This is a genomic window from Micromonospora sp. NBRC 101691 (assembly GCF_030269285.1).
Lineage (GTDB): Bacteria > Actinomycetota > Actinomycetes > Mycobacteriales > Micromonosporaceae > Micromonospora > Micromonospora echinospora.
In genome coordinates, this window is sequence record NZ_BSTB01000002.1 from 509950 (window position 1) to 534053 (window position 24104).

At 73.6% G+C, this 24104-nt stretch carries 20 protein-coding genes and 1 riboswitch; of the genes, 9 read left to right on the forward strand and 11 right to left on the reverse strand.

Annotation, left to right across the window (positions count from 1 at the left end):
• Nucleotides 1-44 precede the first annotated feature (44 nt).
• Nucleotides 45-551: a DinB family protein gene (locus QSK20_RS06355; RefSeq protein ID WP_285787599.1), complete on the reverse strand. Its 507-nt coding sequence runs from the start codon at nucleotides 549-551 to the stop codon at nucleotides 45-47.
• A gap of 130 nt (nucleotides 552-681) precedes the next feature.
• Between QSK20_RS06355 and QSK20_RS06360 the strand changes: the two genes are divergently transcribed.
• On the forward strand, nucleotides 682-1581 hold the full coding sequence (locus tag QSK20_RS06360; protein WP_285787600.1) for a DUF72 domain-containing protein: 900 nt from the start codon (nucleotides 682-684) through the stop codon (nucleotides 1579-1581).
• Nucleotides 1582-1651: 70 nt separating this feature from the next.
• On the opposite strand, the gene QSK20_RS06365 is transcribed toward QSK20_RS06360, so the two are convergent.
• Entirely contained in the window at nucleotides 1652-2896 is a 1245-nt protein-coding gene (locus tag QSK20_RS06365; protein WP_285787601.1) for a cytochrome P450, read from the reverse strand.
• A gap of 93 nt (nucleotides 2897-2989) precedes the next feature.
• Nucleotides 2990-3370, reverse strand: coding sequence for a hypothetical protein (locus tag QSK20_RS06370; protein WP_285787602.1), 381 nt, complete (start codon nucleotides 3368-3370; stop codon nucleotides 2990-2992).
• A 184-nt stretch (nucleotides 3371-3554) separates the two neighbouring features.
• On the opposite strand from QSK20_RS06370, the gene QSK20_RS06375 reads away from it, so the two are divergent.
• Nucleotides 3555-3773 carry a DUF8847 domain-containing protein gene (locus tag QSK20_RS06375; protein WP_285787603.1) on the forward strand — a complete coding sequence of 73 codons (219 nt, stop codon included), beginning with the start codon at nucleotides 3555-3557 and terminating at the stop codon, nucleotides 3771-3773.
• 52 nt (nucleotides 3774-3825) lie between these two features.
• On the opposite strand, the gene QSK20_RS06380 is transcribed toward QSK20_RS06375, so the two are convergent.
• From QSK20_RS06380 to QSK20_RS06390, 3 genes are all read right to left on the reverse strand, one after another.
• On the reverse strand, nucleotides 3826-4461 hold the full coding sequence (locus tag QSK20_RS06380) for a hypothetical protein (protein ID WP_285787604.1): 636 nt from the start codon (nucleotides 4459-4461) through the stop codon (nucleotides 3826-3828).
• A gap of 81 nt (nucleotides 4462-4542) precedes the next feature.
• On the reverse strand, nucleotides 4543-5760 hold the full coding sequence (locus QSK20_RS06385) for a glycosyltransferase (RefSeq protein ID WP_285787605.1): 1218 nt from the start codon (nucleotides 5758-5760) through the stop codon (nucleotides 4543-4545).
• A gap of 192 nt (nucleotides 5761-5952) precedes the next feature.
• Nucleotides 5953-7203: a globin domain-containing protein gene (locus tag QSK20_RS06390; RefSeq protein WP_285787606.1), complete on the reverse strand. Its 1251-nt coding sequence runs from the start codon at nucleotides 7201-7203 to the stop codon at nucleotides 5953-5955.
• 164 nt (nucleotides 7204-7367) lie between these two features.
• Between QSK20_RS06390 and QSK20_RS06395 the strand changes: the two genes are divergently transcribed.
• Entirely contained in the window at nucleotides 7368-7799 is a 432-nt protein-coding gene (locus QSK20_RS06395; protein ID WP_285787607.1) for an RrF2 family transcriptional regulator, read from the forward strand.
• 99 nt (nucleotides 7800-7898) lie between these two features.
• Here QSK20_RS06395 and QSK20_RS06400 read toward each other — a convergent pair whose 3' ends face one another.
• A complete protein-coding gene (locus QSK20_RS06400) occupies nucleotides 7899-9155 on the reverse strand; it encodes an SGNH/GDSL hydrolase family protein (protein ID WP_285787608.1) in 1257 nt (418 codons plus the stop codon).
• Between the two features lie 313 nt (nucleotides 9156-9468).
• Between QSK20_RS06400 and QSK20_RS06405 the strand changes: the two genes are divergently transcribed.
• Together QSK20_RS06405 and QSK20_RS06410 are read left to right on the forward strand one after the other, a co-directional pair.
• On the forward strand, nucleotides 9469-11526 hold the full coding sequence (locus QSK20_RS06405) for a DNA gyrase/topoisomerase IV subunit B (protein WP_502888851.1): 2058 nt from the start codon (nucleotides 9469-9471) through the stop codon (nucleotides 11524-11526).
• Between the two features lie 29 nt (nucleotides 11527-11555).
• Entirely contained in the window at nucleotides 11556-14045 is a 2490-nt protein-coding gene (locus QSK20_RS06410) for a DNA gyrase/topoisomerase IV subunit A (protein ID WP_285787609.1), read from the forward strand.
• Between the two features lie 56 nt (nucleotides 14046-14101).
• Here the strand turns inward: QSK20_RS06410 and QSK20_RS06415 are convergent, their stop codons facing one another.
• The gene (locus QSK20_RS06415; RefSeq protein WP_285787610.1) at nucleotides 14102-15424 is read right to left on the reverse strand and encodes a uracil-xanthine permease family protein; all 1323 of its coding nucleotides are present in this window, start codon (nucleotides 15422-15424) and stop codon (nucleotides 14102-14104) included.
• 181 nt (nucleotides 15425-15605) lie between these two features.
• A complete protein-coding gene (locus tag QSK20_RS06420) occupies nucleotides 15606-16214 on the reverse strand; it encodes an alpha-ketoglutarate-dependent dioxygenase AlkB (protein WP_502888865.1) in 609 nt (202 codons plus the stop codon).
• Between the two features lie 202 nt (nucleotides 16215-16416).
• On the opposite strand from QSK20_RS06420, the gene QSK20_RS06425 reads away from it, so the two are divergent.
• The 4 genes from QSK20_RS06425 (at nucleotide 16417) to QSK20_RS06440 (ending at nucleotide 20579) form a co-directional block, all read left to right on the forward strand.
• Nucleotides 16417-17691 (forward strand): acyltransferase family protein, encoded by a 1275-nt coding sequence (locus QSK20_RS06425; RefSeq protein WP_285787612.1) that lies wholly within the window; start codon nucleotides 16417-16419, stop codon nucleotides 17689-17691.
• Between the two features lie 10 nt (nucleotides 17692-17701).
• On the forward strand, nucleotides 17702-18157 hold the full coding sequence (locus QSK20_RS06430; RefSeq protein ID WP_285787613.1) for a hypothetical protein: 456 nt from the start codon (nucleotides 17702-17704) through the stop codon (nucleotides 18155-18157).
• Between the two features lie 155 nt (nucleotides 18158-18312).
• A complete protein-coding gene (locus tag QSK20_RS06435; RefSeq protein ID WP_285787614.1) occupies nucleotides 18313-19068 on the forward strand; it encodes a hypothetical protein in 756 nt (251 codons plus the stop codon).
• A gap of 326 nt (nucleotides 19069-19394) precedes the next feature.
• Nucleotides 19395-19533, forward strand: a riboswitch (cyclic di-AMP (ydaO/yuaA leader).
• A gap of 194 nt (nucleotides 19534-19727) precedes the next feature.
• A complete protein-coding gene (locus QSK20_RS06440) occupies nucleotides 19728-20579 on the forward strand; it encodes a C39 family peptidase (protein ID WP_502888852.1) in 852 nt (283 codons plus the stop codon).
• 102 nt (nucleotides 20580-20681) lie between these two features.
• Here the strand turns inward: QSK20_RS06440 and QSK20_RS06445 are convergent, their stop codons facing one another.
• Nucleotides 20682-22370: a CDP-glycerol glycerophosphotransferase family protein gene (locus QSK20_RS06445; protein WP_285787616.1), complete on the reverse strand. Its 1689-nt coding sequence runs from the start codon at nucleotides 22368-22370 to the stop codon at nucleotides 20682-20684.
• Between the two features lie 45 nt (nucleotides 22371-22415).
• Complete coding sequence (locus tag QSK20_RS06450; RefSeq protein ID WP_285787617.1) at nucleotides 22416-23948, reverse strand: bifunctional cytidylyltransferase/SDR family oxidoreductase; 1533 nt, start codon at nucleotides 23946-23948, stop codon at nucleotides 22416-22418.
• Nucleotides 23949-24104: the final 156 nt, after the last annotated feature.

Consider the following 24104-nt stretch of genomic DNA (forward strand, 5'->3'; position numbering starts at 1 on the left):
GTCCCGCCCCCGGGCCCGGTGCCCGGGGACGGTGGGGCGTCCGGTCAGCCCATGGTCCGTTGTCCGTCGAGCGCCTCCCGGATGATGTCGGCGTGCCCGGCGTGCTGGGCCGTCTCGGCGATGACGTGCAGCAGCACCCGACGCGCCGACCAGCGGGCACCCGGAGGAAACCAGGGGGCCGACGGCAGCGGACGGGTCACGTCGAGGTCGAGCGTGACCACCAGCTCGTCGGTACGCTGTGCCACGTCGGCATACCGGTCGAGGAGACCGGTCAGCGTCTCGCCGTCGGACATGCGGAACTGGTCCGTCCAGGAGTCCGGGTCGGCGTGCATGGCGGCGGGCCCCTCGACCACGAAGCGCAGCCACCGCTCCTCGACCCCGGTGACGTGCTTGATCAGGCCGCCGAGGCACAGCTCGCTGACCGTGGTACGCCGGGCGGCCTGCTCGTCGGTGAGCCCCTGCACCGTGTGCCGGAGGAAACCGCGGTGCAGGGCCAGCGACTGGAGCAGGTCGGCGCGCTCCCCGGTCGTCGGGAGGTCGGTAACGGTCACGTGTGGTGTCCTTTCACGTCGTCCGATCAGGACGCACGGTACGGACCACCCCCGACACTTCACCGGCACGCGCCTCCAGGTCGAACCGCCTCCGGTTGCCGGATCCGGACACCGGGGGTCAACTGGTCACATGGGTGTGATCAGGGTGGGTACGTCGTCCTGGGCCGACCAGATGCTGCTGCGCTCCGGCTGGTACCCCCGTACGGCCCGGACCCCCGCGGCCCGGCTCGGCCACTACGCCGGGCAGTTCGGTCTGGTCGAGGTGGACACCTCCTACTACGCGGTGCCCACGCCGGAGACCGCCGAGGGCTGGGCGGCGGCCACCCCGGACGGGTTCACCTTCGACGTCAAGGCGTTCAGCCTGTTCACCGGGCACCCGACACCGGTTTCCGTGCTGCCCCGGGACCTGCGTCCGGCCGGTACGCGCCGCCGGGTCCAGCGCCGTGACCTGTCCGACGAGGCGTACGACGAACTGTGGGGGCGGTTCCACGCCGCGTTGGCCCCGCTCGCCGGGACCGACCGGCTGGGCGCGGTGCTGTTGCAGTTCCCGCCGTGGTTCGCGCACGGCGGGGCGGCGAAACGGCGGATCGTCGAACTCGCCGGTCGGTGCCGTCCCCACCGGGTCGCCGTCGAGTTGCGCCACCACTCCTGGTTCGCCGAGCCGACGGTGCTGGACACCCTCGCCCTGCTCCGCGACCACGACCTCACCTACGTCTGCGTCGACATGCCCCAGGGGTTCGCCTCGTCGGTGCCGCCCATCCTGACCGTCACCGCCGGATTGGCGATGGTGCGGTTCCACGGGCACAGCACCGCGTGGGAGAGCGGCGACAAGCAGGAACGGTTCCGCTACGCGTACGCCGAGGACGAACTCGCCCGCTGGGCGGAACTGCTGACCGAGTTGGCCGGGCAGGCCGACGAGCTGCACGTGCTGATGAACAACTGTTGTGGCGACCAGGCCCAGCGGGACGCCGCCCGGCTGGCCGACCTGCTCGGCGTGCCGGCCGGCGGGGTCGACTGCAGGCTGGGCTGACGCAGGCTGGGTTGCCTGCAGGGGACCCCTGCTCGGCAGAAAGCGGTAACCGGGGTCCCCTGCTACCACCTCACCCGGTGGGGCGGCGCACCTCGACGAGGAGGCCGCTGCGGGGCCGGGTCGGGATCCGGCGCAGCGGGATGGTCAGGTCCTGGTCGGGCACGGTGTGGTCGAGGTGGGCCAGCTTCACCGCGAGCGCCCGCAACAGGGCGACCGTGATCGCCTCGCCCGGACAGCGGTGGCCCGCCGCCGGATCGCCGCCGCCCTGCGGCAGCAGCTCGTACGGGTCGATCTCCCGGTTGAGGAAACGCTCCGGGGTGAACCGGTACGGATCAGGCCAGAACCGGGCGTCGTGGTGTTGGCCGTAGATGTCCAGCAGCACCATCGCCCCGGCCGGGACGTGCTCCCCGCCCCACGCCAGGTCCCGTACCGCCCGTCCGCCGACGAACGGGGCGAACGGGTAGAACCGGCGCACCTCGTGGGCGAACGCCTCGGTGAACGCCGGGTCGTCGGCGCGCAGCCGGTCGCGGTGCCCGGGCCACCGGTGCAGCGCGTGCGCGGCGAACGCGACGAACCAGCTCACCGCCACCGTCGGGCGAATGATGTTGAGCAGCTCCACGGCGGCCGTGCGTGGGTCCAGTTCGGTGCCGTCGGCGTCCCGGTGCCGGGCCACCGCCGCCACGGCCGAGCCGGCCGGCACCGCCGGGTCGTCCCGGCGTACCCGGTCGACCAGGTCGGCCAGCCACGCCTCGCGCCGGGCCCGGGCCCGCCGCGCCCGCCAGTGCCGTGGCCCGGCGGTGCCGAAGCCGTCCACCAGCGCGACCAGGTCCCCGGCCAGCGCGGGCACCTCGGCCGGCGCGACCGGCACCCCGGTCCAGTCGCAGACCGCCCGGGTGAGCACCCGCGCGGTCTCGTCGAAGAGCACCACGGGGGAGCGGTCGGCCCAGTCGGGCACCGCCTCGTCCCAGGCCGCCGCAGCCCGGGTCACCAGGTCGTCGACGCCGCCGCCGGTAAGCAGCGCCAGGAACATGGCCTTGCGGACCCGGTGCGCCGTCCCGTCGAGCGTGTGCACCGCCCCGTGGCCGAAGAGGGTGCTGCGGATCGGCTCGGGCAGCGCGCCGTGCCGCCGGACGTGCCGCTCGTCGTAGAAGAACCGGGCCGCCTCCGGTCCGCGCAGCGCCACCGCCGGCCGGCCGAGCAACCGCATCGGTACGGCGTCCGCGCGGGCCCGTCGCCACCGGTTCGGCAGCCAGGCGTACCCCTCGAACGCGAGGGGGAGGGTGTCGTCCAGGCGGAGACCACGGTGTGCCGACATGACAACCTCCTGCCCGGTGGTCCGGGTGGGGAAACGAGTCGGCTCGGGGTGGGGAGACCGAACCGGCTCGGGGTGGGGAGACCGAACCGGCTCTCACCCACCCGGCGGCCGGGTCTCCGGATGCATGCCGGTCGCCTCCTCCAGCGCGTTGTCCGGCAGGTCGCCGCCGGCCCGGTCGTCGGGGAAGGTGCGGCCCGACGGCGCCGGGTCCGGGGGCGCTCCCGGCCCGGCCTCGACGTGGCGGCCCGGCTCGACCGGGCCGAACCCGTGCCGGCCGGCCGGCGGGGACACCCGCGCGGGCTCGCCCGCGCGCCGATCGCCCCGTCGTCCGGGTGGCACGCCGGCCACCTCGCTGCCCTCGTCCATCGGCGAGTCCTCGCCGACCCCCCAGGGCAGCTCTCCCTCGTACTCGCCGGTGCTGCCCCACGGTCCCGGTCGTTGGGGCCCGCGTCCCCCGGTGTCCCGCTCCGTCATGGTCACCTCGCTGGTCGGCTGCGTCTGCCGACCTGGAGTCCCCGTCGGGAGCCTCCGCATGCCCGTCCCGCCCCCTCGGGTGCGCCGGACCGTTACCCGTCGCCCGGTCCGGGTAACCGCAGCGGAGGTCAGCAGCGACCGGTCGCCGGCCGTACGCCGGGCGGCCGCGAGGACGGGAGTCGACATGAACCGCAGCGTCCAGGCCCACCTGCACGGCGGACCGCTCGACGGGACGGTGCGCCCGGCCCCGATGGAGGACGACGGGCGACCCGCCGAGCGGATCGAGTTCGACCACCGGGGGGACGGCGGGGTCTGGTACGTCGAGTACCGGCGCACCCGCGACACCGACCAGGGTTGGCACTTCGAGGCGACCGGCAACCAGGAACGCGCCGACGAGGAGTGAACCGTACGCGTCGACCCGCGACCGGACCGGTCGCGGGTCGCGCGGCCCGCCGTCAGTGGTGGGCCATCATCCGGTGCATCCGGCCGTTGCCGTTCGCACCGAGCATGCCCATGCCCATCCCCCGGGCCCCGTTCATCATGCCGCCGGCACGCCCGAGGATGCCCCGCAGCACCTGACCGGGTTTCTGCTGTTCGCCGGCGTAGCTGGTGACCACGATCAGCGCCCCGGTGATGGCCGGGACGGCCCACTGGAGCACCTTCATCTGCCGTTGTGAGGCGGCGACCGCGCGGGGCGTGTCGTGCTGGGGTTCGGTGACCCCGGCGACCGGCGGCTGACCCGCCTTCTCCAACCGCATACCGAGCATCCGGCTGTACCCGGTGACGGCCAGGGCGGCGACGGTCAGCGCGGTCTTGACCGCGCTCATCCGGCCGACCCCGGACTGGGTGAGCACCCGGGGGCTCTCGGTCACCAGTTCACCGACCGCGCCGGCCAGGTGCGCCCCGATGGCCGCCGCGTTCACCGGGGTCCACCGGGCCCAGCCCGCCGAGGCCATCGGCAGTCGTTGGGTCCTGTCGCTGATCTGCGCCGCCGCGCCGTTGACCCCGGTGGCGCCCATCAACGAGCCGCCGAACCAGGCCGCGAGGCCGAGGTCGTGCATCGAGCGCAGGACGGTGTGCCGTTCGGACATCTGATCCCCTTCCGCCGTGTGGGCGCTGCGGCATACCCACCCCCCGGACGGCTATTCCCGCGCGACCGTTCGCCGCGCGGGTCAGGCGACCGCCGGGGCGGCCCGACCGATGCCGGCGACCGTCTCGTACACCGCGCCGAGCTGTTCCACGGCCCGCTTCCAGGAGTACCGGCTGCGGATCCGGTCCAGCGCCGCGGTGGCGTACGAGAAGCGGCGGACGTTGTCCCGCAGCAGCCGGCGGACCGCCGTGCCGAGGGCCCGGGGGTCGCGGGGCGGGACGAGGTCCCCGGTGAGTCCGTCGACCACGGTGTCGGTGATCCCGCCGACGGTGGTGCCGACCACGGGCACCCCGCAGGCCATGCCCTCCAGGGGCGTGAGGCCCGACGGTCCGTACCAGGGGGCGGCGACGAGGATGTCGGCGGAGCGGTACCACCGGCCCAGCTCCGTACGGGGGACCGCGCCGACGAGGCGGATCCGCTCGGCCACGCCGCAGGCCGTGGCGAGAGCCAGCAGTCGGCGCGCCGTGCCGTCGCTCGGCAGCAGGTCGGCGGGGGGACCACCGACCACGACGCACTCCGTGTCCGGGACGCCGGGCAGCGCCCGGACCAGGTCGGGCAGACCCTGCGCGGCGACCAGCGGGCCGACGGTGAGGATCCGGGGCCGGGCCGGATCCCGGGGCACGACCGGTCCCTCGGGGCGGAACAGCTCCTCGTCGACCCCGGTGGGGACCAGGGTCATCCGGGAGCGGGGCACCCCCAGCCGGAGCAGTTCGGCGACCTCGTCCTGGCACTGCACGACCACCCGGTCGACGGCCCGGCCGATGGCGCGTTCGTAGCCGATCCGCCCCGGCGGGCTGGTGTCCTGGTTGCCGAGCTGCCGCCGGGCCACCGTGCCGAGCCCGTGGTACGTCTGCACGACCGGCACCCCGGTCCGGCGGGCGGCGTGCAGGGTGGCCAGGCCGCTCATCCAGAAGTGCGCGTGCGCGACGTCGGGCAGCCAGTCGCCGTCCCGCCACGCCCCGGCGAGCCAGCGCCCGAACTCGCCGAGGTAGGGCAGCAGCTCGTCCCGGGGCAGCCGCTCGGGCGGGCCGGCGGGCACGTGACAGACCAGGTAGCCGTCCCCGGTGGGCACGGCGTCGGGCATCGCGGTGGAGTCCCGGCGGGTGTAGACACGCACGTCGTGGCCCGCGCCGACGAGGGCGGCGGCCAGCTCCGCGACGTGCGTGTGCTGGCCACCGACGTCCGGCTCGGCCGGTACGGCGAGCGGGCTGGCGTGCTCCGAGATCATCGCGATGCGCATGCTTCCTCCTCCATCAGCCGGTCCCGTCGCCCCGGGAACGGTCGAGCGCCGAACCGTGTGCCGTTCCGCGTTCGACGCGGGCCGGTGGAGCGCGTCCCGGTCGGCGGGTGCCGACCCGGACGCGCCCGTGACGTTCCGGCTGGAGCGGACGCCCGACCCGCATGGCAGGGTCCGTACCCTGAGCCGTGCGGCCTAACCAACCGATCGGGTCACGTCCGGCACTTCCGGTCCGACGTCGTCCCGGAGCATGCCCGGGCCGAACACCTCGTACGCGATCCGACCGGCCGGTACGCCCCGGCGCAGCAGCCCGCTGCGGACCAGGTTCATGAACGGCAACGGTCCACAGAGGTGGACGTGCGCGTCGGGAGCGAGCGGGATCAGCCGCGGGTCCACCCGGCCGGCGCTGACCTCCGCCGACAGCCCGTCGAGCAGGTCGCCGTCCTCCTCGTACCACAGGTGCAGGCGCAGGTGGGGCAGGGCGGCACGGAGCCGGGGGAGCTGGTCGCGCAGGGCGTGCGTGCCGCCGGCCCGGTCGGCGTGCACGAGGGTCACCGGCCGGTGCGGCGCGGTGACGGCCAGGTGCTCCAGCGCGGCCATCGCCGGGGTCACCCCGATCCCGGCGCTGACCAGCAGCAGCGGACCCTCCCCGGGGGCCGAGGCGACCTCGCCGAAGGGCGGGCTGAGCCGCAGGGTGTCCCCGACGGCCACCCGGTCGTGCAGGAAGGTGGAGACCGCCCCGTCCGGGGCGCCGTCGGTGCCGCGTACCCGCTTGACGGTGATCCGCCAGTGGTCCGCGCCGGGGCGGCCGGAGAGGCTGTACTGCCGGATCTGCCGGCCCCGCCCCTCGCCGAGGTCGACGGCGACCGACACGTACCGCCCCGGGACGAAGTCGGGCACCGGGCCGCCGTCGGCCGGGACGAGGGTGAGGGAGACCACGTCGGCGGTCTCCGGGGTCCGCCGGTCGACCCGCCAGGGGCGCCACACCGGCTCGCCCTCGCCGATCCCGGCGCCGTGGTGGAGCCGCGCCTCGCGGGCCACCAGCTCGCAGGCGAGCAGCCAGTACGTCTCGTCCCACGCCGCCGCGACCTCGGCGGTGACCGCGTCGCCGAGCACCTCGCCGACGGCGGCCATCAGGTGCCGGCCGACGATCGTGTACTGCGCCGGGGCGATGCCGAGCGAGGCGTGCTTGTGCGCGATCCGGTCCAGGCCCGGTCCCCACGGCAGGTCGCTCACCCCGACCAGGTGCTCGGCGTACGCGACCACGGCCGCGGCGAGCGCCGCCCGCTGCCGTCCGGTCGCCTGGTTGCCCCGGTTGAAGATGTCGAGCAGCTCCGGGTGGGCCTCGAACATCCGCTGGTAGAACCGGCCGGTGATCGCCTCTCCGTGCGCCTGTACGGCCGGCAGGGTCGCCTTGACCATCGCTGCTGATGTCTCCGTGAGCACGACTCACTCCTTCTGGTCACTGGTCGGTCGAGCGCGCTCAGCTAAACAGGTAGATCAAATACTTCTTCAGGGTCGAAGGTCCCGGATCGAGGGTCGTCCGGATCACGCCGCCGGGGGACCTCCGGCCGTGACCGGTGGCCCGGCCCGCTGGCTAGGGTCGGGACGTGAAGCTCAACCGGTCCACCGACATGGCGCTGCGGATCGCCATGCTGACCGCCGCGGCACCGGGCCGGACGACCGTGGACGAGCTGGCCGTCCAGCTCGCCCTGCCCCGCAACCACGTGGCGAAGGTCGTCCAGCGCCTTCAGCGGCTCGGTGTGCTGGTGACCATCCGGGGACGCGCCGGCGGGGTGGTCTTCGCCGAGGAGGCGACCGCGCTGACCGTCGGCGCGATGGTCCGGGCGTTCGAGGGTGACGACGAGGTGGTGGACTGCGACCGCCCGGCCTGTCCGCTGCTGCCCGCGTGTCGTCTGCGCGGCGAGCTGCGCCGCGCGCAGGACGCGTTCCTCGACGTGCTCGACCAGGTCCGTCTCGGTGACCTGGTGTCCGGCTCGGCCGGCCCGGTGCTGCTCACCCTCGGCGGCCGGTCGGCCTGACCGGGTGTACCGGCACGGAACGGGACCCCGCCCGAGGTGGGCGGGGTCCCGGTGGTCCGGCGGGGACGGCGACGTCCCCGGGGGTGGTGGCGCTGCGCCTCAGGAGACGGTGACGCTGCCGTCCGGCGACCGTACGCAGGCCACGCTGCGGGCGGCGGCGGTGGCGGCCCCGGTCAGGCACTGCCCGAGCACCTGGTGCCCGGCGGCGTTCGGGTGCCAGGACTCCTGGCAGGTCTGGAAGTAGCTGACACAGGTGTTCGCGATGTCCTGGATATCCAGCTTGTCCTTGCCGGCGAGGCTGGTCACGAAGACCCCGGACGGCCCGTCCATGAGCCGGATCGGGGTGGCCAGGGTGCCGGCGGGGCTGCTCGGCGACTCGCAGAGCCGGGCGCCGTCGAAGGCCCGCTGCACGTTCAGGTAGACCAGGTCCGCGCCGGGGAACTCGGCGGCGAGGGTGTCCCGGGTCGACCGGACCATGGTGCCGAGGCTGGCCGAGAAGCGGTGTCCCGGGGCCAGGCTGGCCCGGTGGATCGGGCAGCCGGCCGCGTACCGCTCGGCGCCGAGGTCCCGGAACTTGTCCCGGTCGTCGGCCCGGCCGTCCTGCTCGTGGAAGGTCGGGTACAGGTCGAACGGCAGCGGGTTGGTGTAGTCCTGGAACACCACCCGGTGCTGGCCGTCGGCGTCGACCTGGGCGAGGGTGGCGAGGATCTGGCGGACCGCCGAGGTGGTCTCCCCGGTGGCGGCGGTCAGCTGCGCCGGGGTGGCCAGGTCGGTGTCGCCGCACGGCTCCTGCGGGACCGGACCGCCGAGGTACGCCCAGAACTCCCACCAGCCGGTCCAGGCGTCGGCGATGAACCGGTTGGCGCACTTCTCCGCCACCGAGCCGAAGGTGAACGAGCTGTTGTTGGAGCCGAGCCCGATCAGGACGAGGTCGATGTCGTGGGTGCGGGCGACCGCGCGGAGCTGGTCGAGCTGGGCCGTCACCTGCCGGCCCTTGGCGCGGGCGGCCGAGGCGGCGCCGATGTCGTACGGCTGCCCGCCGGAGCAGGCCAGGTTGAACCGGTCCTGGATGCCCGGGAGGCTGGCCCGGTGCAGGGACGCGTTCGCCGAGCGGTGGCAGAAGTAGGCGTTGTTGTTCGGCGCGGACCAGCCCGGGAAGCCCTGGGACACCCCGTTGACGTCCACCACCGGGGCGTACGCTCCGGCCCCTTCGCCGCTGATGAAGCTGTCGCCGAGCGCCACTGCGGCGGTGGGGAGCGCGGCGGTCGCCGGGGCGGGGGAGCCGACCGTGGCGGTGAGCCCGGCTGCGGCCACGACCAGCGCCGCCGCGAGCGCGGTACGACGGAACACGGACATCGGACCTCCATCCATCGATGGAAATGTGAGAAAGTCTTTGAGATCGCGATCACACCACGCCCGTCTCGCGGGCGTCAACGGTTCGCCGCCCTTTCGATCGATGGACTTCGTGCTCTGTGGGGATGGGCGGCCCCGCCCCGGCCCCGCCCCGCAGGCCCGTGGCCCTGCTCACGATCGGTCCGTGCGGACGGCTCCGGCGCGGGGCGTCGTCGGCATGTCGGCGCATCCGGCTAGGCTCGCTGCGGCGTGCCGTCCACCGGCGATCTCCGCCGGAGGTGGCCCCGCACCGTCGAGACCTGGGAGTACGACCAAGTTGACCGCTGAGCTTGAGCCTCTCTACGGGGCCGACGACCTCACCCACCTGGAGGGGCTGGACGCCGTCCGCAAACGCCCCGGCATGTACATCGGCTCGACCGACAGCCGTGGCGTGGGTCACCTCGTCAACGAGATCCTCGACAACTCCACCGACGAGGGGGTCGCCGGCCACGCCACCCGGATCGAGGTCGTGCTGCACGCCGACGGTTCGGTGCAGGTCGACGACGACGGCCGGGGCATCCCCACCGACGTGCACGCCAAGTCCGGCATCTCCGGCGTCGAACTGGTGCTGACCCGGCTGCACGCCGGCGGCAAGTTCGGCGGCTCGGGGTACAAGACCTCCGGCGGCCTGCACGGCGTCGGCGCCTCGGCGGTCAACGCGCTCTCCCGCCGCTTCGACGTGACCGTCCGCCGGGGCGGCAAGGTCCACGCCATGTCGTTCCGGCACGGGGTGCCCGGTGTGTTCGACGGCCCCGGCCCGGACGACCCCTTCACCCCCGGCCCCGGCCTCCAGGTGGTGGGCGCGACCAGGCGCGGCCAGCGCACCGGCACCTCGATCCGGTACTGGCACGACGCGCGCTACTTCGAGACCGGCGCCCGGCTGGACGTCGACGCGGTCCGGATGAAACTGCGCAACACCGCCTTCCTGGTGCCCGGCGTCAACTACCTGCTGCGTGACGAGACCGGCGAGGAGCCGACCCGGGAGGAGTTCCACTACCCCAACGGGCTCACCGACATGGTGGAGTTCCTCGCCCCGGCCGGCGACCGGGCGGTCTCCGGCACGCTGCTGGTCACCGGCGAGGGCACCTACCGGGAGAACGCCGCCGACGCCAACGGCGTCATGCAGTCCAACGTGCAGCGTCGCGCCGAGGTCGAGGTGGCCTTCCGCTGGGGCACCGGCTACGAGCGCACCGTCGAGTGCTTCACCAACACCATCCGCAACGCGCACGGCGGCACCCACCGCAAGGGCTTCGAACGGGCGCTGACGCGCACCCTCGCCGAGGCCGTCCGCAACACCCGGGGCCTGCTGCGGGCCAAGGAGGACCCGCCCACCCTGGACGACGTCCTGGAGGGCATGACCGCCGTGGTGCACGTGCGGATCCCCGAACCGCAGTTCACCTCGCAGACCAAGGACGAACTCTCCACCGCCGGCATCACCAAGGTCATCCAGTCCCTGGTGGAGCAGCACCTCAAGGCGTGGCTGGAGGACCGCCGATCCAAGGCCGAGGCGCGGACCGTCCTCCAGAAGATCGTCGACGCGGCCCGGGTGCGCCTGACCCAGAAGCAGCAGAAGGACGCCGCCCGCCGCAAGACCGCCCTGGAAGGGGCGGCGATGCCGGCGAAGCTGGTCGACTGCCGCTCCGCAGGAATCGAAAGAAGTGAGTTGTTCATCGTGGAGGGGGACAGCGCCCTCGGGACCGGGAGACTCGCCCGGTCCGCCGAGTACCAGGCGCTCCTGCCCATCCGGGGCAAGATCCTCAACGTGCAGAAGGCGAACCTCCAGCAGGTGCTGGACAACGCCGAGTGCGCGGCGATCGTGCAGGTGCTGGGCGCCGGCTCGGGGCGGACGTTCGACCTCTCCACCATGCGGTACGGCCGCGTCCTGATCATGGCGGACGCCGACGTGGACGGCGCGCACATCCGGACCCTGCTGATCACCCTCTTCGCCCGCTACATGCGTCCGCTGATCGAGGCCGGTCGGCTCTACGCCGCGATGCCGCCCCTCCACAAGATCACCACGAGGGGGCGCAACCCGCAGACCACCTACACCTACACCCAGGCCGAGATGGAGGCGACGGTCCGCAAGCTGGAGAAGGCCGGCAAGCAGATCGTCACCCCGATCCCCCGGTTCAAGGGCCTCGGCGAGATGGACGCCGACGAGCTGTGGGAGACCACCATGAACCCGGCCACCCGGTCGGTCCGGCGGATCACCCTGGAGGACGTCGACGCCGCCGAGCGGATCCTGGAGCTGCTCATGGGCGAGAAGGTCGAACCGCGCCGCAACTGGCTGATCGAGTCCGCCGACCGTGTCGACCGCGACGCGATCGACGCCTGACCACCCCTGTCACGGGAGAGAGCGCAACCATGGCACGCCGTAAGGAAACCCGCGACAAGGTCGACCTGTCCGCGTTCGACCGGGCCGGTGCACGGGTCTTCGACAACCCGCTGGTCACCGAGGTCTCCGACTCCTACCTGGAGTACGCGTTCTCGGTCATCCACTCCCGGGCCCTGCCGGACGCCCGGGACGGCCTGAAGCCGGTGCACCGCCGCATCCTCTACTCCATGCACGAGTCCGGGTTCCGCCCGGACCGGGCGCACGTCAAGTCCGCCCGCGTGGTCGGCGACGTGATGGGGCGTTACCACCCGCACGGCGACACCGCGATCTACGACGCGATGGTCCGGCTCGCCCAGGACTTCTCGCTCAACGTCCCGCTCATCGACGGGCACGGCAACTTCGGCTCCCCGGACGACGGTCCGGCCGCCGCGCGTTACACCGAGGCCCGGATGTCCCGGGAGGCGATGCTGCTCGTCGGCGAGTTGGGCGAGGAGACCGTCGACGTCGAGCCGAACTACGACGGCTCGCTGACCCAGCCCACCGTGCTGCCGGCCGCCTTCCCGAACCTGCTGGTCAACGGCGCGTCCGGGATCGCCGTCGGGATGGCCACCAACATGATCCCGCACAACCTCGGCGAGGTGGTCGCGGCGGCCCGCTGGTTGATCCGGCATCCGGACGCCACCCTCGACAAGCTGATGGAGTTCGTCCCCGGTCCGGACCTGCCCACCGGCGGCCTGCTGCTCGGCCTGGACGAGGTCCGCCGGGCGTACGAGACCGGCCGGGGCGTGGTGCGGATGCGCGGCCGGGTGGAGATCGGCCCGGTGGAGGGCAGCCGGGGCCGGCAGGCGATCACCGTGGTCGAGTTGCCGTACGGCGTCGGCGCGGAGAAGGTCATCGCCGCGATCACCAACGAGGTGACCAAGACCAAGCGGCTGACCGGCATCGCCGACGTCAAGGACCTCACCGACCGGGAGAACGGCACCCGGCTGGTCGTCGAGTGCAAGGTCGGGGTCAACCCGCAGGCGCTCCTGGCCGACCTCTACCGGCTCACCCCGCTGGAGCAGTCCTTCGGCGTCAACAACCTCGTCCTGGTCGACGGGCAACCGCGGACCCTGGGGCTCAAGGCCCTGCTGGAGGTCTTCCTCGCCCACCGGTACGACGTGGTCACCCGGCGCACCACGTACCGGCGGCGTAAGCGCGAGGAACGGCTGCACCTGGTCGACGGCCTGCTGATCGCCCTGCTCGACATCGACCGGGTGGTCCGGCTGATCCGGGAGAGCGAGGACGCCCAGGCCGCCAAGGACGGCCTGATGAGCCGGTTCGGCCTCTCCGAGATCCAGGCCACCTACATCCTGGACACTCCGCTGCGCCGGTTGACGAAGTACGACCGGCTGGAGTTGGAAGCCGAGCAGGAGAAGCTGCGCGGTGAGATCGCCGAGCTGTCCCGGATCCTCGACGACGAGAAGGTGCTGAAGAAGCTGGTCTCCGACGAGCTGGGCGCGGTGGCGAAGCAGTCCGGCGCTCCCCGCCGGACCACCCTGGTCGACGGTGACCTGAAGGAGGTGCTGGCGGCGTCCGTGCCGGCCGGGCCGCTGGAGGTCGCCGACGACCCGTGCCAGGTGATTCTCTCCGCCACCGGGCTGATCGCCCGGACCGCGGCCGAGTCGGAGGAGGCCGCCGAGGGGCGCGGCCGGCGCGGCCGGGTCAAGCACGACGCGGTACGCGCGCTGGTGCACTCCACCGCCCGGGGGCGGGTGCTGGTGGTGACCAGCGCCGGGCGGGCGTTCAAGGTCGACGTGCTGCCGCTGCCCGTCCTGCCACAGCAGTCCGGCACGGTGTCGCTCAGCGGCGGGATGTCCGTCACCGAGCTGGTGCCGCTGGAGCCGGGGGAGTCCGTGGTCACGCTGGCCCCGCTCGGCCCGACCGCCGAGGGGTCGCCCGGCCTGGCCCTGGGCACCCGGCAGGGCGTGGTCAAGGTCTGCGCGCCGGAGTGGCCGGTCCGCTCGGACGAGTTCGAGGTGATCTCCCTGCGGGAGGGGGACGAGGTGATCGGCGGGACCTGGCTGACCGACGGGGCGGAGACGCTGACCTTCGTCACCTCGGAGGCGTCGCTGCTGCGCTTCGCCGCCGGTCTGGTCCGGCCGCAGGGCATCCGGGGCGGCGGCATGGCCGGCATCAACGTGCCGGACGGGGCACGGGTGGTCTTCTTCGGCGCGGTGCGCACCGACGACCCGGTGCACGGGGAGCCGATGGTGGTGACCTCGACCGGCGCCACGGTCAAGGTGACGCCCTTCGCGGCGTACCCGGCCAAGGGACGGGCGACCGGCGGGGTGCGGGCCCAGCGTCTTCTCAAGGGGGAGACGGACCTGGTGGTGGCCTGGGTCGGCTCCCGGCCGGTGGGTTCCACCGCCACCGGCGAGCCGGTCGAGCTGCCGGCGGAGGATCCCCGCCGGGACGGGTCCGGCTTCGCGGTGATGCTCGGTCCCACCCTGCTGGGCCACCACCAGACCCGCGAGTGACCGTTCCTCCGGGGGCCGACCGTACGCCGGCCGGACCCCGGAGGAACCGGACGGTGTCAGGTCGGGACGCGGGGGGAGCGCAGGCGCGCGACGGCGCGCATGACGTGGTAGGTGACCAGGGCGGCGGCGGTGCCCAGGGCGATGCCGTTGAAGGAGAGGTCGCCGACGGTGAGGGTGTAGTCGGCGGCTCCGATGATCAGGGCGACCGCGGCGGTGAAGAGGTTCACCGGGTTGTGGAAGTCGACCCGGTTCTCGATCCAGATCCGTGCGCCGAGGACGGCGATCAGCCCGTACAGGACGGTGGTCGCGCCGCCGAGCACCCCCGCGGGCACGGTCAGGATCAACGCTCCGAACTTCGGGCTGAGCCCGAGCAGCACCGCCGCCGCCCCGGCCACCCAGTACGCGGCGGTGGAGTAGACCCGGGTCGCCGCCATCACGCCGATGTTCTCCGCGTACGTGGTGGTGCCGGAGCCGCCGGCCGAGCCGGCGAGCGCGGTGGCGATCCCGTCGCCCAGGAACGCCCGGCCCATGTCCCGGTCCAGGTTGCGGCCGGTCATCGCGGCCACCGCCTTCACGTGGCCGGCGTTCTCCGCGATCAGCACCAGGACCACCGGGATGACCAGGACCGCCGCCTGGACGCTGAAGCTGGGCGCGTGGAACTCGGGCAGTCCCACCCAGGCCGCCTCGCGCAGCCGGGTGAGGGTGGCCAGGTCGAGCCCGTTCGTCGCGGCCGCGAACAGCCAGCCGATCACCACGCCGAGCAGGATCGACAGCCGGCCCGCGAAGCCCCGGAAGGCCACCGTGGTGAGCAGGATGGCGGCCAGGGTGACCGCCGCGACCAGCGGCTGCGCCTTGACGCCGGTGCCGCTGCCGTTGCCGTCCCAGGCCACCGGGGCGAGGTTGAGCCCGATCAGCGCGACGATCGCGCCGGTCACCGCCGGCGGCATCAGCGCGTCGATCCACCGTGTCCCGGCCACCTGGACGACCAGGCCGACCAGGGCCAGCGCCGCGCCCGCGACCACGATGCCGCCGAGCGCCGGACCGATGTCACCGCCGGCCTTCGCCGCCATCACCGGCGCGATGAAGGCGAACGACGAGCCGAGGTACGACGGCAGCCGGTTACCGGTGACCACCAGGAACAGCAGCGTGCCCAGCCCGGAGAAGAACAGCGTGGTGGCCGGCGGGAAGCCGGTGATCAGTGGCACCGTGAAGGTCGCGCCGAACATGGCCACCACGTGCTGCACGCCGACCCCGACGGTGCGCGGCCAGGAGAGGCGTTCGTCCGGGGCGACCACGTCGCCGGGGCGTACCGCGCGGCCGTCGCCGTGCAACCGCCAGGGTGTCCGGCGCGGCGTCGCGGTGGTGGGGGGTGGGGTCATGGCGTGCCCTTCACGTCGGTGGGACCTGGTGGGGCGGTGGCGACCCTGGACGTTTCTAACAGAGTGCCGGTGGCGGCCGGTCCGCCGGACCGGAACCGGGCGGCGCGGACGGGTTCGCCGGCGGGGGCCGGACGCCTGCCAGCCGTGGTCTCCGCGACGGGTCCGCCCGCGTGGACGCGGCTCAGGCGACGCCGGTGGGACGGAACTGCACGCTCACCCGGGGGCCGACCGGGCGGCTGGTCTTCGGGACGGCGTGCTCCCAGGTGCGCTGGCAGGAGCCGCCCATGACGACCAGGTCGCCGTGGCCGAGCGGGAAGCGCGGGCCGGTTCCGCCGCCGCGCGGGCGCAGCAGCAGCGGGCGGGGTGTGCCGAACGAGACGATCGCCACCATGGTGTCCGCGTGCGCGCCCCGACCGATGGTGTCGCCGTGCCAGGCGACGCTGTCCCGGCCGGAGCGGTAGAGGCACATGCCGGCGGTGACGAACTCCTCACCGAGCTCGGCGGCGTAGTGCCGGTTGAGCGTCGCAAGGGCCTCGGTCAGCACGGGATGGGGCAGGGGTCGGCCGGCGGCGTACCAGCAGAGCAGCCGGGGTACGTCGACCTCGGCGTCGTACATCCGGCGGCGCTCGGCCCGCCAGGGCACGTCCTGCAGGAGCGTGGCGAGGACCGGGTCGGAGCCCCGTACCCAGCCGGGCAGGTGGTCGACCCAGGCGCCCCGGCCCAACTCGTGCCGACGCACCCGTCCGGCGAGCGGCTCCAGGGCGGGGCCCTGGTCCGTGAGGTCCAGCATCGAGGGCTGGTACACGATGTCGGCCACGCGGCTGATCCTACCCACCTGTCGTACACACGTACGAGAGGCGGGTGGTCGGGGTAGGGTGCCCGGCGGGGCGGCAACGACCGGTTCCGCCCTATGTGACCAATCCCGGCGTACGCCGGCCGACCGACGGGAGAACCCGCATGCCGATCCGCGAGCCGTATCCGCGGGCGGTGTCATGACCAGCCTCACCCCGACGCCCGGGGCCGACCGGTCCCTGTCCCGCCTGCCGTCCCTGACCGGACTGCGGTGGATCGCGGCGATGCTGGTCTTCGGCTTCCACGTCGGGACGATGCGGATCATCGTCGAGCCGGAGTTCAAGGCCGTGGTGGACCAGTTGTTCACCCTGGGTCTCTCCGGGGTGCAGTTCTTCTTCGTGCTCAGTGGGTTCGTGCTGGTCTGGTCGGCCCGTGAGCAGGACACGAAGTGGGCGTTCTGGCGCCGCCGGCTGGCCAAGATCTACCCGAACCACCTGCTGATGTGGGGGGTGGTGCTGCTGGTCGGGCTCTGGTTCGCCGACCCGGTGAACCCCTCGGCGGCGGTGCAGAACCTCCTGCTCGTGCAGGCCTGGAACCCCACGCCCGGCTACTTCTACAGCGTCAACACGGTGAGCTGGTCGCTCTCCTGCGAGCTGTTCTTCTACTTCTGCCTGCCGTTCGTGCTGCCGGCGTTGCGCCGGACGCCGTCGGCGGCGCTCTGGGCCGTCGTCGTGGCGGTGCCACTGGTGATCCTTGCGCTCTGGCCGGGGCAGCTCCTGGTGCCGGAGGAGAGCCGGTGGTGGTTCACCCAGATCTTCCCGCTGGTGCGTTCCACCGAGTTCTGGATGGGCGTCGCCGCGGCAGAGCTGATGCGACGCGGCCACTGGCGCGGCCCCGGCCTGCCCCTGGCCAGCCTGATCTTCGTGGTCACCTGGGCGGTGGCCGGCGAGTGGATCCGCGCCGAGTTCTGGGCGGCGCTGCTGTCCGCCGCGTACATCCTGGTGATCACCTCGGCGGCCCGGGCCGACGTGCGGGGCCTGCCCTCGCCGTGGCGCTCCCGGCCGCTGGTCTGGCTCGGCGAGGTCTCCTTCGCCTTCTACCTGGTGCACGTCTTCGTGATGGTCACCATTCTCCGGCTCACCGGCGACCACGGCGTGGGCTTCACCGGCTGGACGGGCCCCCTGGTGGCGGTCGGTTTCCTGCTGCTGAACCTGCTGCTGGCCTGGCTGCTGTACCGGTGGGTGGAGACCCCGATGATGCGGCTGCTCGCCCCGAGCCGGAAGCGCGCCCCCACCGGGAGTCCCGACACGGCGGCCGGGCGACCCTCCGCGACCGGGGGACGGCCGGCGACCGTCGCGCCGCGCCCGCGAGCCGCCGGCGTCGACCGGGCGGGACACGCCGACGTTCCGCCCGGTGACCAGGCCGGGGAATCCGACCGGGCCGGCATCGACGCGGGTACCCGACGATCGGGGTAACCTGCTCTCCGTGCCTCCCGTCGTGCTCGGCTGCCCCCGTTGGTGGTCGGTGCGCCGGGCGTTGCGGGTGTTCACCAGCCTCGCCGTGGCGGTCGCCCTCGCGCTGAGCGGCGGCCTCGCCGGGGGCCTCTCCACCGGGAGTCCGCCCGCCCCGGCCGAGTGGTTCCCCGTCGACCGGGGCGCACCCGTCGCCACGGAGCAGGTCGCCCACAGCGTGCCGGGCACGTCCCCGCTCGCCCACGGCGTGTTGGTTTCGTCCCCGCTCTCCGGCCCGGTCGCCGACAGCACCACGGTCCGCGCCGCCGGCCCGGACACCCGCCACGAGACGCCGCTCGTCGCCACCGGTCCGGTCGCCGCGACCGATGCCCCGCCGGCCGGGTCGGCGCCGACCGGACACCGGCCGGTCCGGCCGATGGCCGCGACCGACGCCGGCGTGAGCGGTTCCCGGGCCCCACCACATCGCTGATCCGTCCACCCCGGGTGTCCCGCCCTCGGGGCGAAGCTGATCCGACGAACCTCACCCCGCACCCGCCGACGGCGGTCCCGGTGGCTCCACCGCCAGCGGATCCGGCGTCCGAGGCGTGCGGCCCCACCCGCTCCCGTGTCCCGTGAGGTGCCGACGTGGACGTCGTTCTCTACGAGTTCCTGGTCGACGTGCCCCGGGCGGCCGCCATCTGGTCCGCCCTGCTCGTGCTCGCCCTGACCGTGCTCACCGTCCTGGTGGCCCGCCCCGAGCGGGAGGCGACGCTCTCCCCGCCGGCCGCCACCTCCGACCCCGCCGCCCCCGACCCGGCGGACCTGCGCCGGTACGCCGAGGAGGTGGCGGTCGCGGCGGCCGGTGCCGCCCAGACCGCCCGCCGTCGCCGGGAGCGGTGGCTCACCGCGCAGGAACGGGTCGAGCAGGCCTGGCGGGCGTACGACGAGGCGGAGACCACCGCCCGTCGCTTCGCCGGGGCCACCGCCCTGCCCGCCCCCCGGACCCCCCGCACCCCGGCCGAGTACGTCGCCCGGGAACGCTTCCTGCACCGGGCCGCGATGGCCGCCTACTGGCGGGGCGACCTGTCGGTGCGGCAGCTCAGCGACGTGTTCGCCCGCCGTAACGGGTGGGATCCGCGGCTGCACCCCGTCGTGCAGGAGGCGATTCTGCACCGGGTGGTCCGTGACCTGCGGCGGGTGGAGTACCGGACGGCGGCCGAGCGGGAACGGGTGGCCTGGCGGCAGGCGGAGGTCGCGGCGACGGCAGCCCGGTCCCTGGCGGCGGAGGCGTCCCTCGCGGCGGAACGTCTCCGGGCGAGCACCCGGACCGTCGTCGCGACCCGGCGGCTGCCCGGTGCGATTCGCCTCGCCTCCCGGTGGCGGCCGGCGCGGGTGGGATGACCGCCGGGGCGCACGGGATGCGCACCCCCGCCGCGAGCGTGACCGGATCGTGACGTGACCCGGACCACGGCCGTTCTCCCCGCACCTTCGACCCCGGTCGTCCCGTTCCGCGTCGACTGCGCCGAGGTGGTTGTGCCGATGCCGTCCGGAAATCGCCCGACGGTACTCGGAAAACCGGTCGTCCCATTGAGCGACGTCAGCGGCACGAACGTACCCGACTTCCGGGTGTGCTGTGCTGTTTGCCCAGCTCGCGGGGGTTGGCAGTGGATTGCGGCGTCAGTAGTGTCGGCCCGTCTGGTGCGGTCGTAGGTCGCAAAGGGCGACACCGCGCCGGCCCGCCTAATCGTGCGCAACGAGCCGGGGACCCACGTACGTCCGGGGTGAATCCGCGGGGCCGACCCGTGGTAGGGCGATCTTCCCGCCCGAATCCGTCAGCTAACCCGGTAGGCGGTATCGGAAGGAGTACCTCGTGCCGTTCGCCCCCGTTACCCGGCTCCTCCACGGTGCCCCGGTGCCGCCGGCCGTCCGTCCGCGCCGCCGGCACTGACCCCGTCGTCCACCCTCGGACGCCGTCCGGGCGGGCACCCCACACCGACGTCGACCCCACGCACGGTCCACCGTGCGTCGACCGGGTGCGCCGCTCTCCACCCCTGTCTTCCGTGGAGGAATCCGTGAAGTACCCGGTCCCGCGACCGTTCAATCTTTTCCCCGTCCGCCGGTCGTACCAGGTCGCCGCCTCGGCGGCGGTGCTGGTGGCGGCGTCCACCGCCGGCGTCCTGCTCGTCGACCCCGGCACGCCGACGCACCGCGAGGACACCGTCGCCACGGCGGCCGAGCCGGACCGGTCGACCGCCGCGTCCCGGCAGCACGACCGTGCCACCGCGTCCCCGGCCAGCCCGTCGGCCGTCGCCACCACCCCGCCGGCCAAGCCGTCCGCGTCGCCCACCGCCACCGGCTCGTCGAACCCGGACCTGACGGCCAGCCCCACCCCGCCGAAGCCGCCCGCGTCGAAGGTGCTCGACATCCAGTACCAGGAGCAGACCACCTTCTACTACTGCGGCCCGGCCGCCACCCGGATCGCGCTGACCGCCCGGGACGTCGTCCGCAGCCAGGACGACCTCGCCCAGCGGCTCAACACCACCCAGGCCGGCACCAACTCCGCCGAGGACACCACCCGGGTCCTCAACGACCTGGTCGGCCGGGACGTCTACCGGACCAGGACGATCCCCGGTAACGCGGCCACCCCGGCCCAGATGGACCGGCTCCAGGCCGACGTGGTGCGGGCCGTCGGCAACGGGTACGCCGTCGTCGTCAACATCGCCGGATCCGCCACCGACGTCGCCGGTGGCTGGCACTCCTACCCCGGCGGGCACTACCTGACCGTGGTCGGCTACCGGGACGACGGCCGGACCGTCAAGATCGCGGACCCGGCGAACGCCGCCGCGGGCTCGTACTGGATGACCACCATCGGCCTGGCGCACTGGGCCGCCACCCGGGGCTACTCCGCCTGAGCCCTCGCGCGGGAGCAACCGCCGCGCCGGTTGGGGTGGTTGGTAGCAGGGGTCCCCTGTTACTCCTTTTTGAGTAACAGGGGACCCCTGCTACCACCGCAGCTACGCGCTGACCGGCTGGTCCGCCTGGCCGGGGCGGGTGGCCGGAACGGCAGCCGGCGCGAGGTGCGCCCGGGCCGCCGACAGGAAACCCTCGGCGTACGACTCGACCGGGAAATCACCCAGGTAGTGGGTGCGCATCGCCCAGCGCGCCTCGGCCAGCGGGTCGGTGCCGAGCAGCTGCTCCAGCACGGTGTCGACGTCGGCCAGGTCCCGGCGCAGCACGTAGCCGGAGCGGGCCAGCGGGAAGCGCTCGGTGAACGCGTCGCCGTCCGCGCCCATGTCCGTCACCACGTACGGCTTGCCGGAGTAGAGGTAGTCGGAGATCACCCCGGAGACGTCCGAGATCAGCGCGTCGGAGCGGTTGACGCAGTCGACGAGACTCATCGCCCGGCTGGCGTCGGTGCCCCAGACGTGCTGCCGGCCGGTGCGGGCACGGTCCGCCGCGAGCAACTCCTCCACCCGGGCGAGCTGCCGCGCCGACTCCGGGTTCTGCGCGGTGTACGGGTGGGCCCGCAGGATCACCGTCGCGCCCCGGGCCAGCAGCCGCCCCACCACCGCCTCGGCCACCGGCAGCGAGCAGTAGTTCGCGTCCGCGTGGTGCCCGGTCCAGGTGGGGGTGTAGAGCACGGTCGGCTGGGCCGGCATCGGCACCGGCGGACGGCGTACCCCGATCGCCTCCACCTGGGGGCGGCCGACGACGACGAACTTCTCCGCCGGAATGTGCACCCCGGCGCGGGCGTACCGGTCGATCGCCGCCTGCCCGGCCACGAAGTTCCGGTCGAAGATCGCCGAGACCGGGTTGGCGCTCGGCGCCTTGTCGCTGTCGCCGTGGTGGATCTGGATGTGGGTGAGCTGGGTGAACCGGATGCAGTGGGCGTTCTTCGCCCCGTGGTTGACGTAGAACGCCACCCGCAGGCTGGGCACCAGCGCCTCGTCGATCGCCTTCAGCGTGGGGCAGTACACCACCGGCGCGCGGGTGGCCGCCGCGATCGGGGCCAGGAACTCCGGCTCGCGCAGCAGCACCAGGAACGGCCGCCCGATCCGCTCCAGGTACGGCAGCCACATGGTGACCTGGTACTCCGAGCCGGGCGGGGCGGAGAAGTAGAGCAGGAACTCCGGCTGGTGCCGGGCCAGCGCGCGGGCCACCGGGCTGGCCGCGGTCGACGGGCGGAACCGCCGTCGGGCCAGGCGCAGGCCGACCACCCCGGCCAGTCCGCCGACGAGCAGGCTGACCACCAGGGCGTACCAGCTCGGCAGGGCGAGCAGCGCGCCGAGCGCGACCGCGCCGAGCAGCACCGGGATCGCCGTGCCGACGTGGGTGGTGGTCAGTCCGGGCCGTACCGGCAGGTTGGCGGTGCGGATCTCCAGCCCCCCGGCGTCCCGCAGCGGGCCGTCGAGCAGCACGAGCGCGAGCAGCACCAACGCGGTCGCCACCAGGGCGGGGTCGAAGCCGGTGTCGAGACGGCGGGCGTACCCGACCAGGACGCCGGCGGCGACCAGGACGGACTCGGCCACCACGTCCGCGCCCGGACGGACCCGGCGCTCCCACACTCCGGCGGCCAGCGCGGCGACCGCGAGCACCAGTCCGGGCAGGGTCGCCCCGGTGAGCGCGACCAGGAGGAAGGCCAGCACCGCCAGGCCCACGGTGAGGCACCGGGCGAGTAGTTTCCGGACCAGGGTGCCACGCATTTCGCTGACTCTCCTGCCTGTCGCGTGGGGTGTGGGGGCGCGAATTCAGCGGGCCGACGGCGCGGCCGACGATGCCGGTCCGGCGGAGGGTGCGGGTCCGGCAGTGGGGGCCGGTCCGGCCTGGGCCGGCACCACCGGATCGTCGGCCGAGCGGCGGACGTCGATCACCTGGCCGGTGAGGTCGGACAACAGCACGTCCAGCGAGGCCCGGGCCACCGTCGTGGCGGCGAGCAGGGTGTGTTCCGGTTCCGCGCCGAACGCGCGGGTGCGCATCGGGGTGGCGGTGCGTTCCGGGTTGACGCAGTTGACCCGGACGTCGAACTCGGCCCACTCGTCGGCGAGGGCCTGGGTGAGGTTGACCAGCGCAGCCTTGGTCGCCGAGTAGAGCGCGTACCGGGCCCGGCCCCGGGTGTACGAGCTGGAGGTGTAGAGCAGCAGCTGCCCCTTGGTCTGGCGCAGGTACGGCAGCGCGTGCCGGGCGACGGTCACCGGCCCGACGAAGTTGACCTGGAGGAGGCGGTCCATGGTCGCCTCGTCCATCTCGGCCAGGGCGCCCTTCTCCAGGATCCCGGCGGTCACCACCACGTGGTCGATCCGGCCGGTGGCCTCGAACGCGGTCCGCAACGCCGCCTGCACGTCGGCGTCCCGCTCGACGTGGGTGCCGGTGGTGGAGCGGCTGACCGGGAAGACCTGCGCGCCGTAGCGGCGGGCCAGTTCGGCCAGCTCGTGACCGATGCCGTAGCTGCCGCCGAAGACCACCAGCGTCCGGCCGGTCAGCTCCTCGGTGTACCGGTGCTCGTCCACCGGACGGGGAGCCCGCGCGGCGGCGAGCTGGAAGAGCTTGTCCACCAGGTGCACGTCGACCGGGTGGGTGACCTTGATGTTCTCGTCCGAGCCGTCGATCACCCTGATCGGCACCTCGGGCAGGTAACGCAGCACCACGCCGCAGTCGTCGGTGGCGGCGAAGTTCGGGTCGTCGGCCGCCCGCCGGTACGCCTCGCGGATGGTGCCGGAGCGGAACGCCTGCGGGGTCTGCCCGCGCCGCAGCCGGGACCGCACCGGGATACCGGTGATGCACTCGTCCTCGCCCACCTCGACGATGGTGTCCGCCGAGGGGATCGCCACGTCCACCGCCTGGTAGGTCCAGAGCGCGTTCACGCACTCCCGGACGATCCGCCCGCTGAGCAGGGGACGGACCGCGTCGTGGAAGAGGATGTTGCAGTCGTCCGGGCCGATGGCCTCCAGCGCCAGCCGGGTGGTGTCGCTGCGCGTCCCACCGCCGGGGAGGACCTGGCGGACCTTGCGGAAGCCGGCCGCTTCGACGATGGCGCGGGCGTCGTCGACGTAGCCGGGAGCCATCAGCACGAGGATGTCGTCGATCTCGGGAGCCGCCTCGAAGACCGCGACGGTGTGTTCGATGATCGGCTTACCGGCGATCTTGACGAGTTGCTTCGGGATGCCCAGGCCGACCCGGGAGCCCGTCCCGCCGGCCAGCACCACCGCCACGGTCCGCGAGGGGCGCCACGGGGCCGGGGCCTCCGTACCGGTGCCGGCTCCGTTGGGGTGGTCCTGCGTCATTGCCGAATCCTCACTAGGGGCACGGGAAGTCATAGGGCGTCGGAAGCCGCGGGGCCGGTGCGGGTGAACGGCCGGGTACCGCACGGTTGACGGCCGGGCGCACGGTCGTAAAGACCATAGCGCCCGGCCGGACCGAAGCCGACAGCGGACGACCCC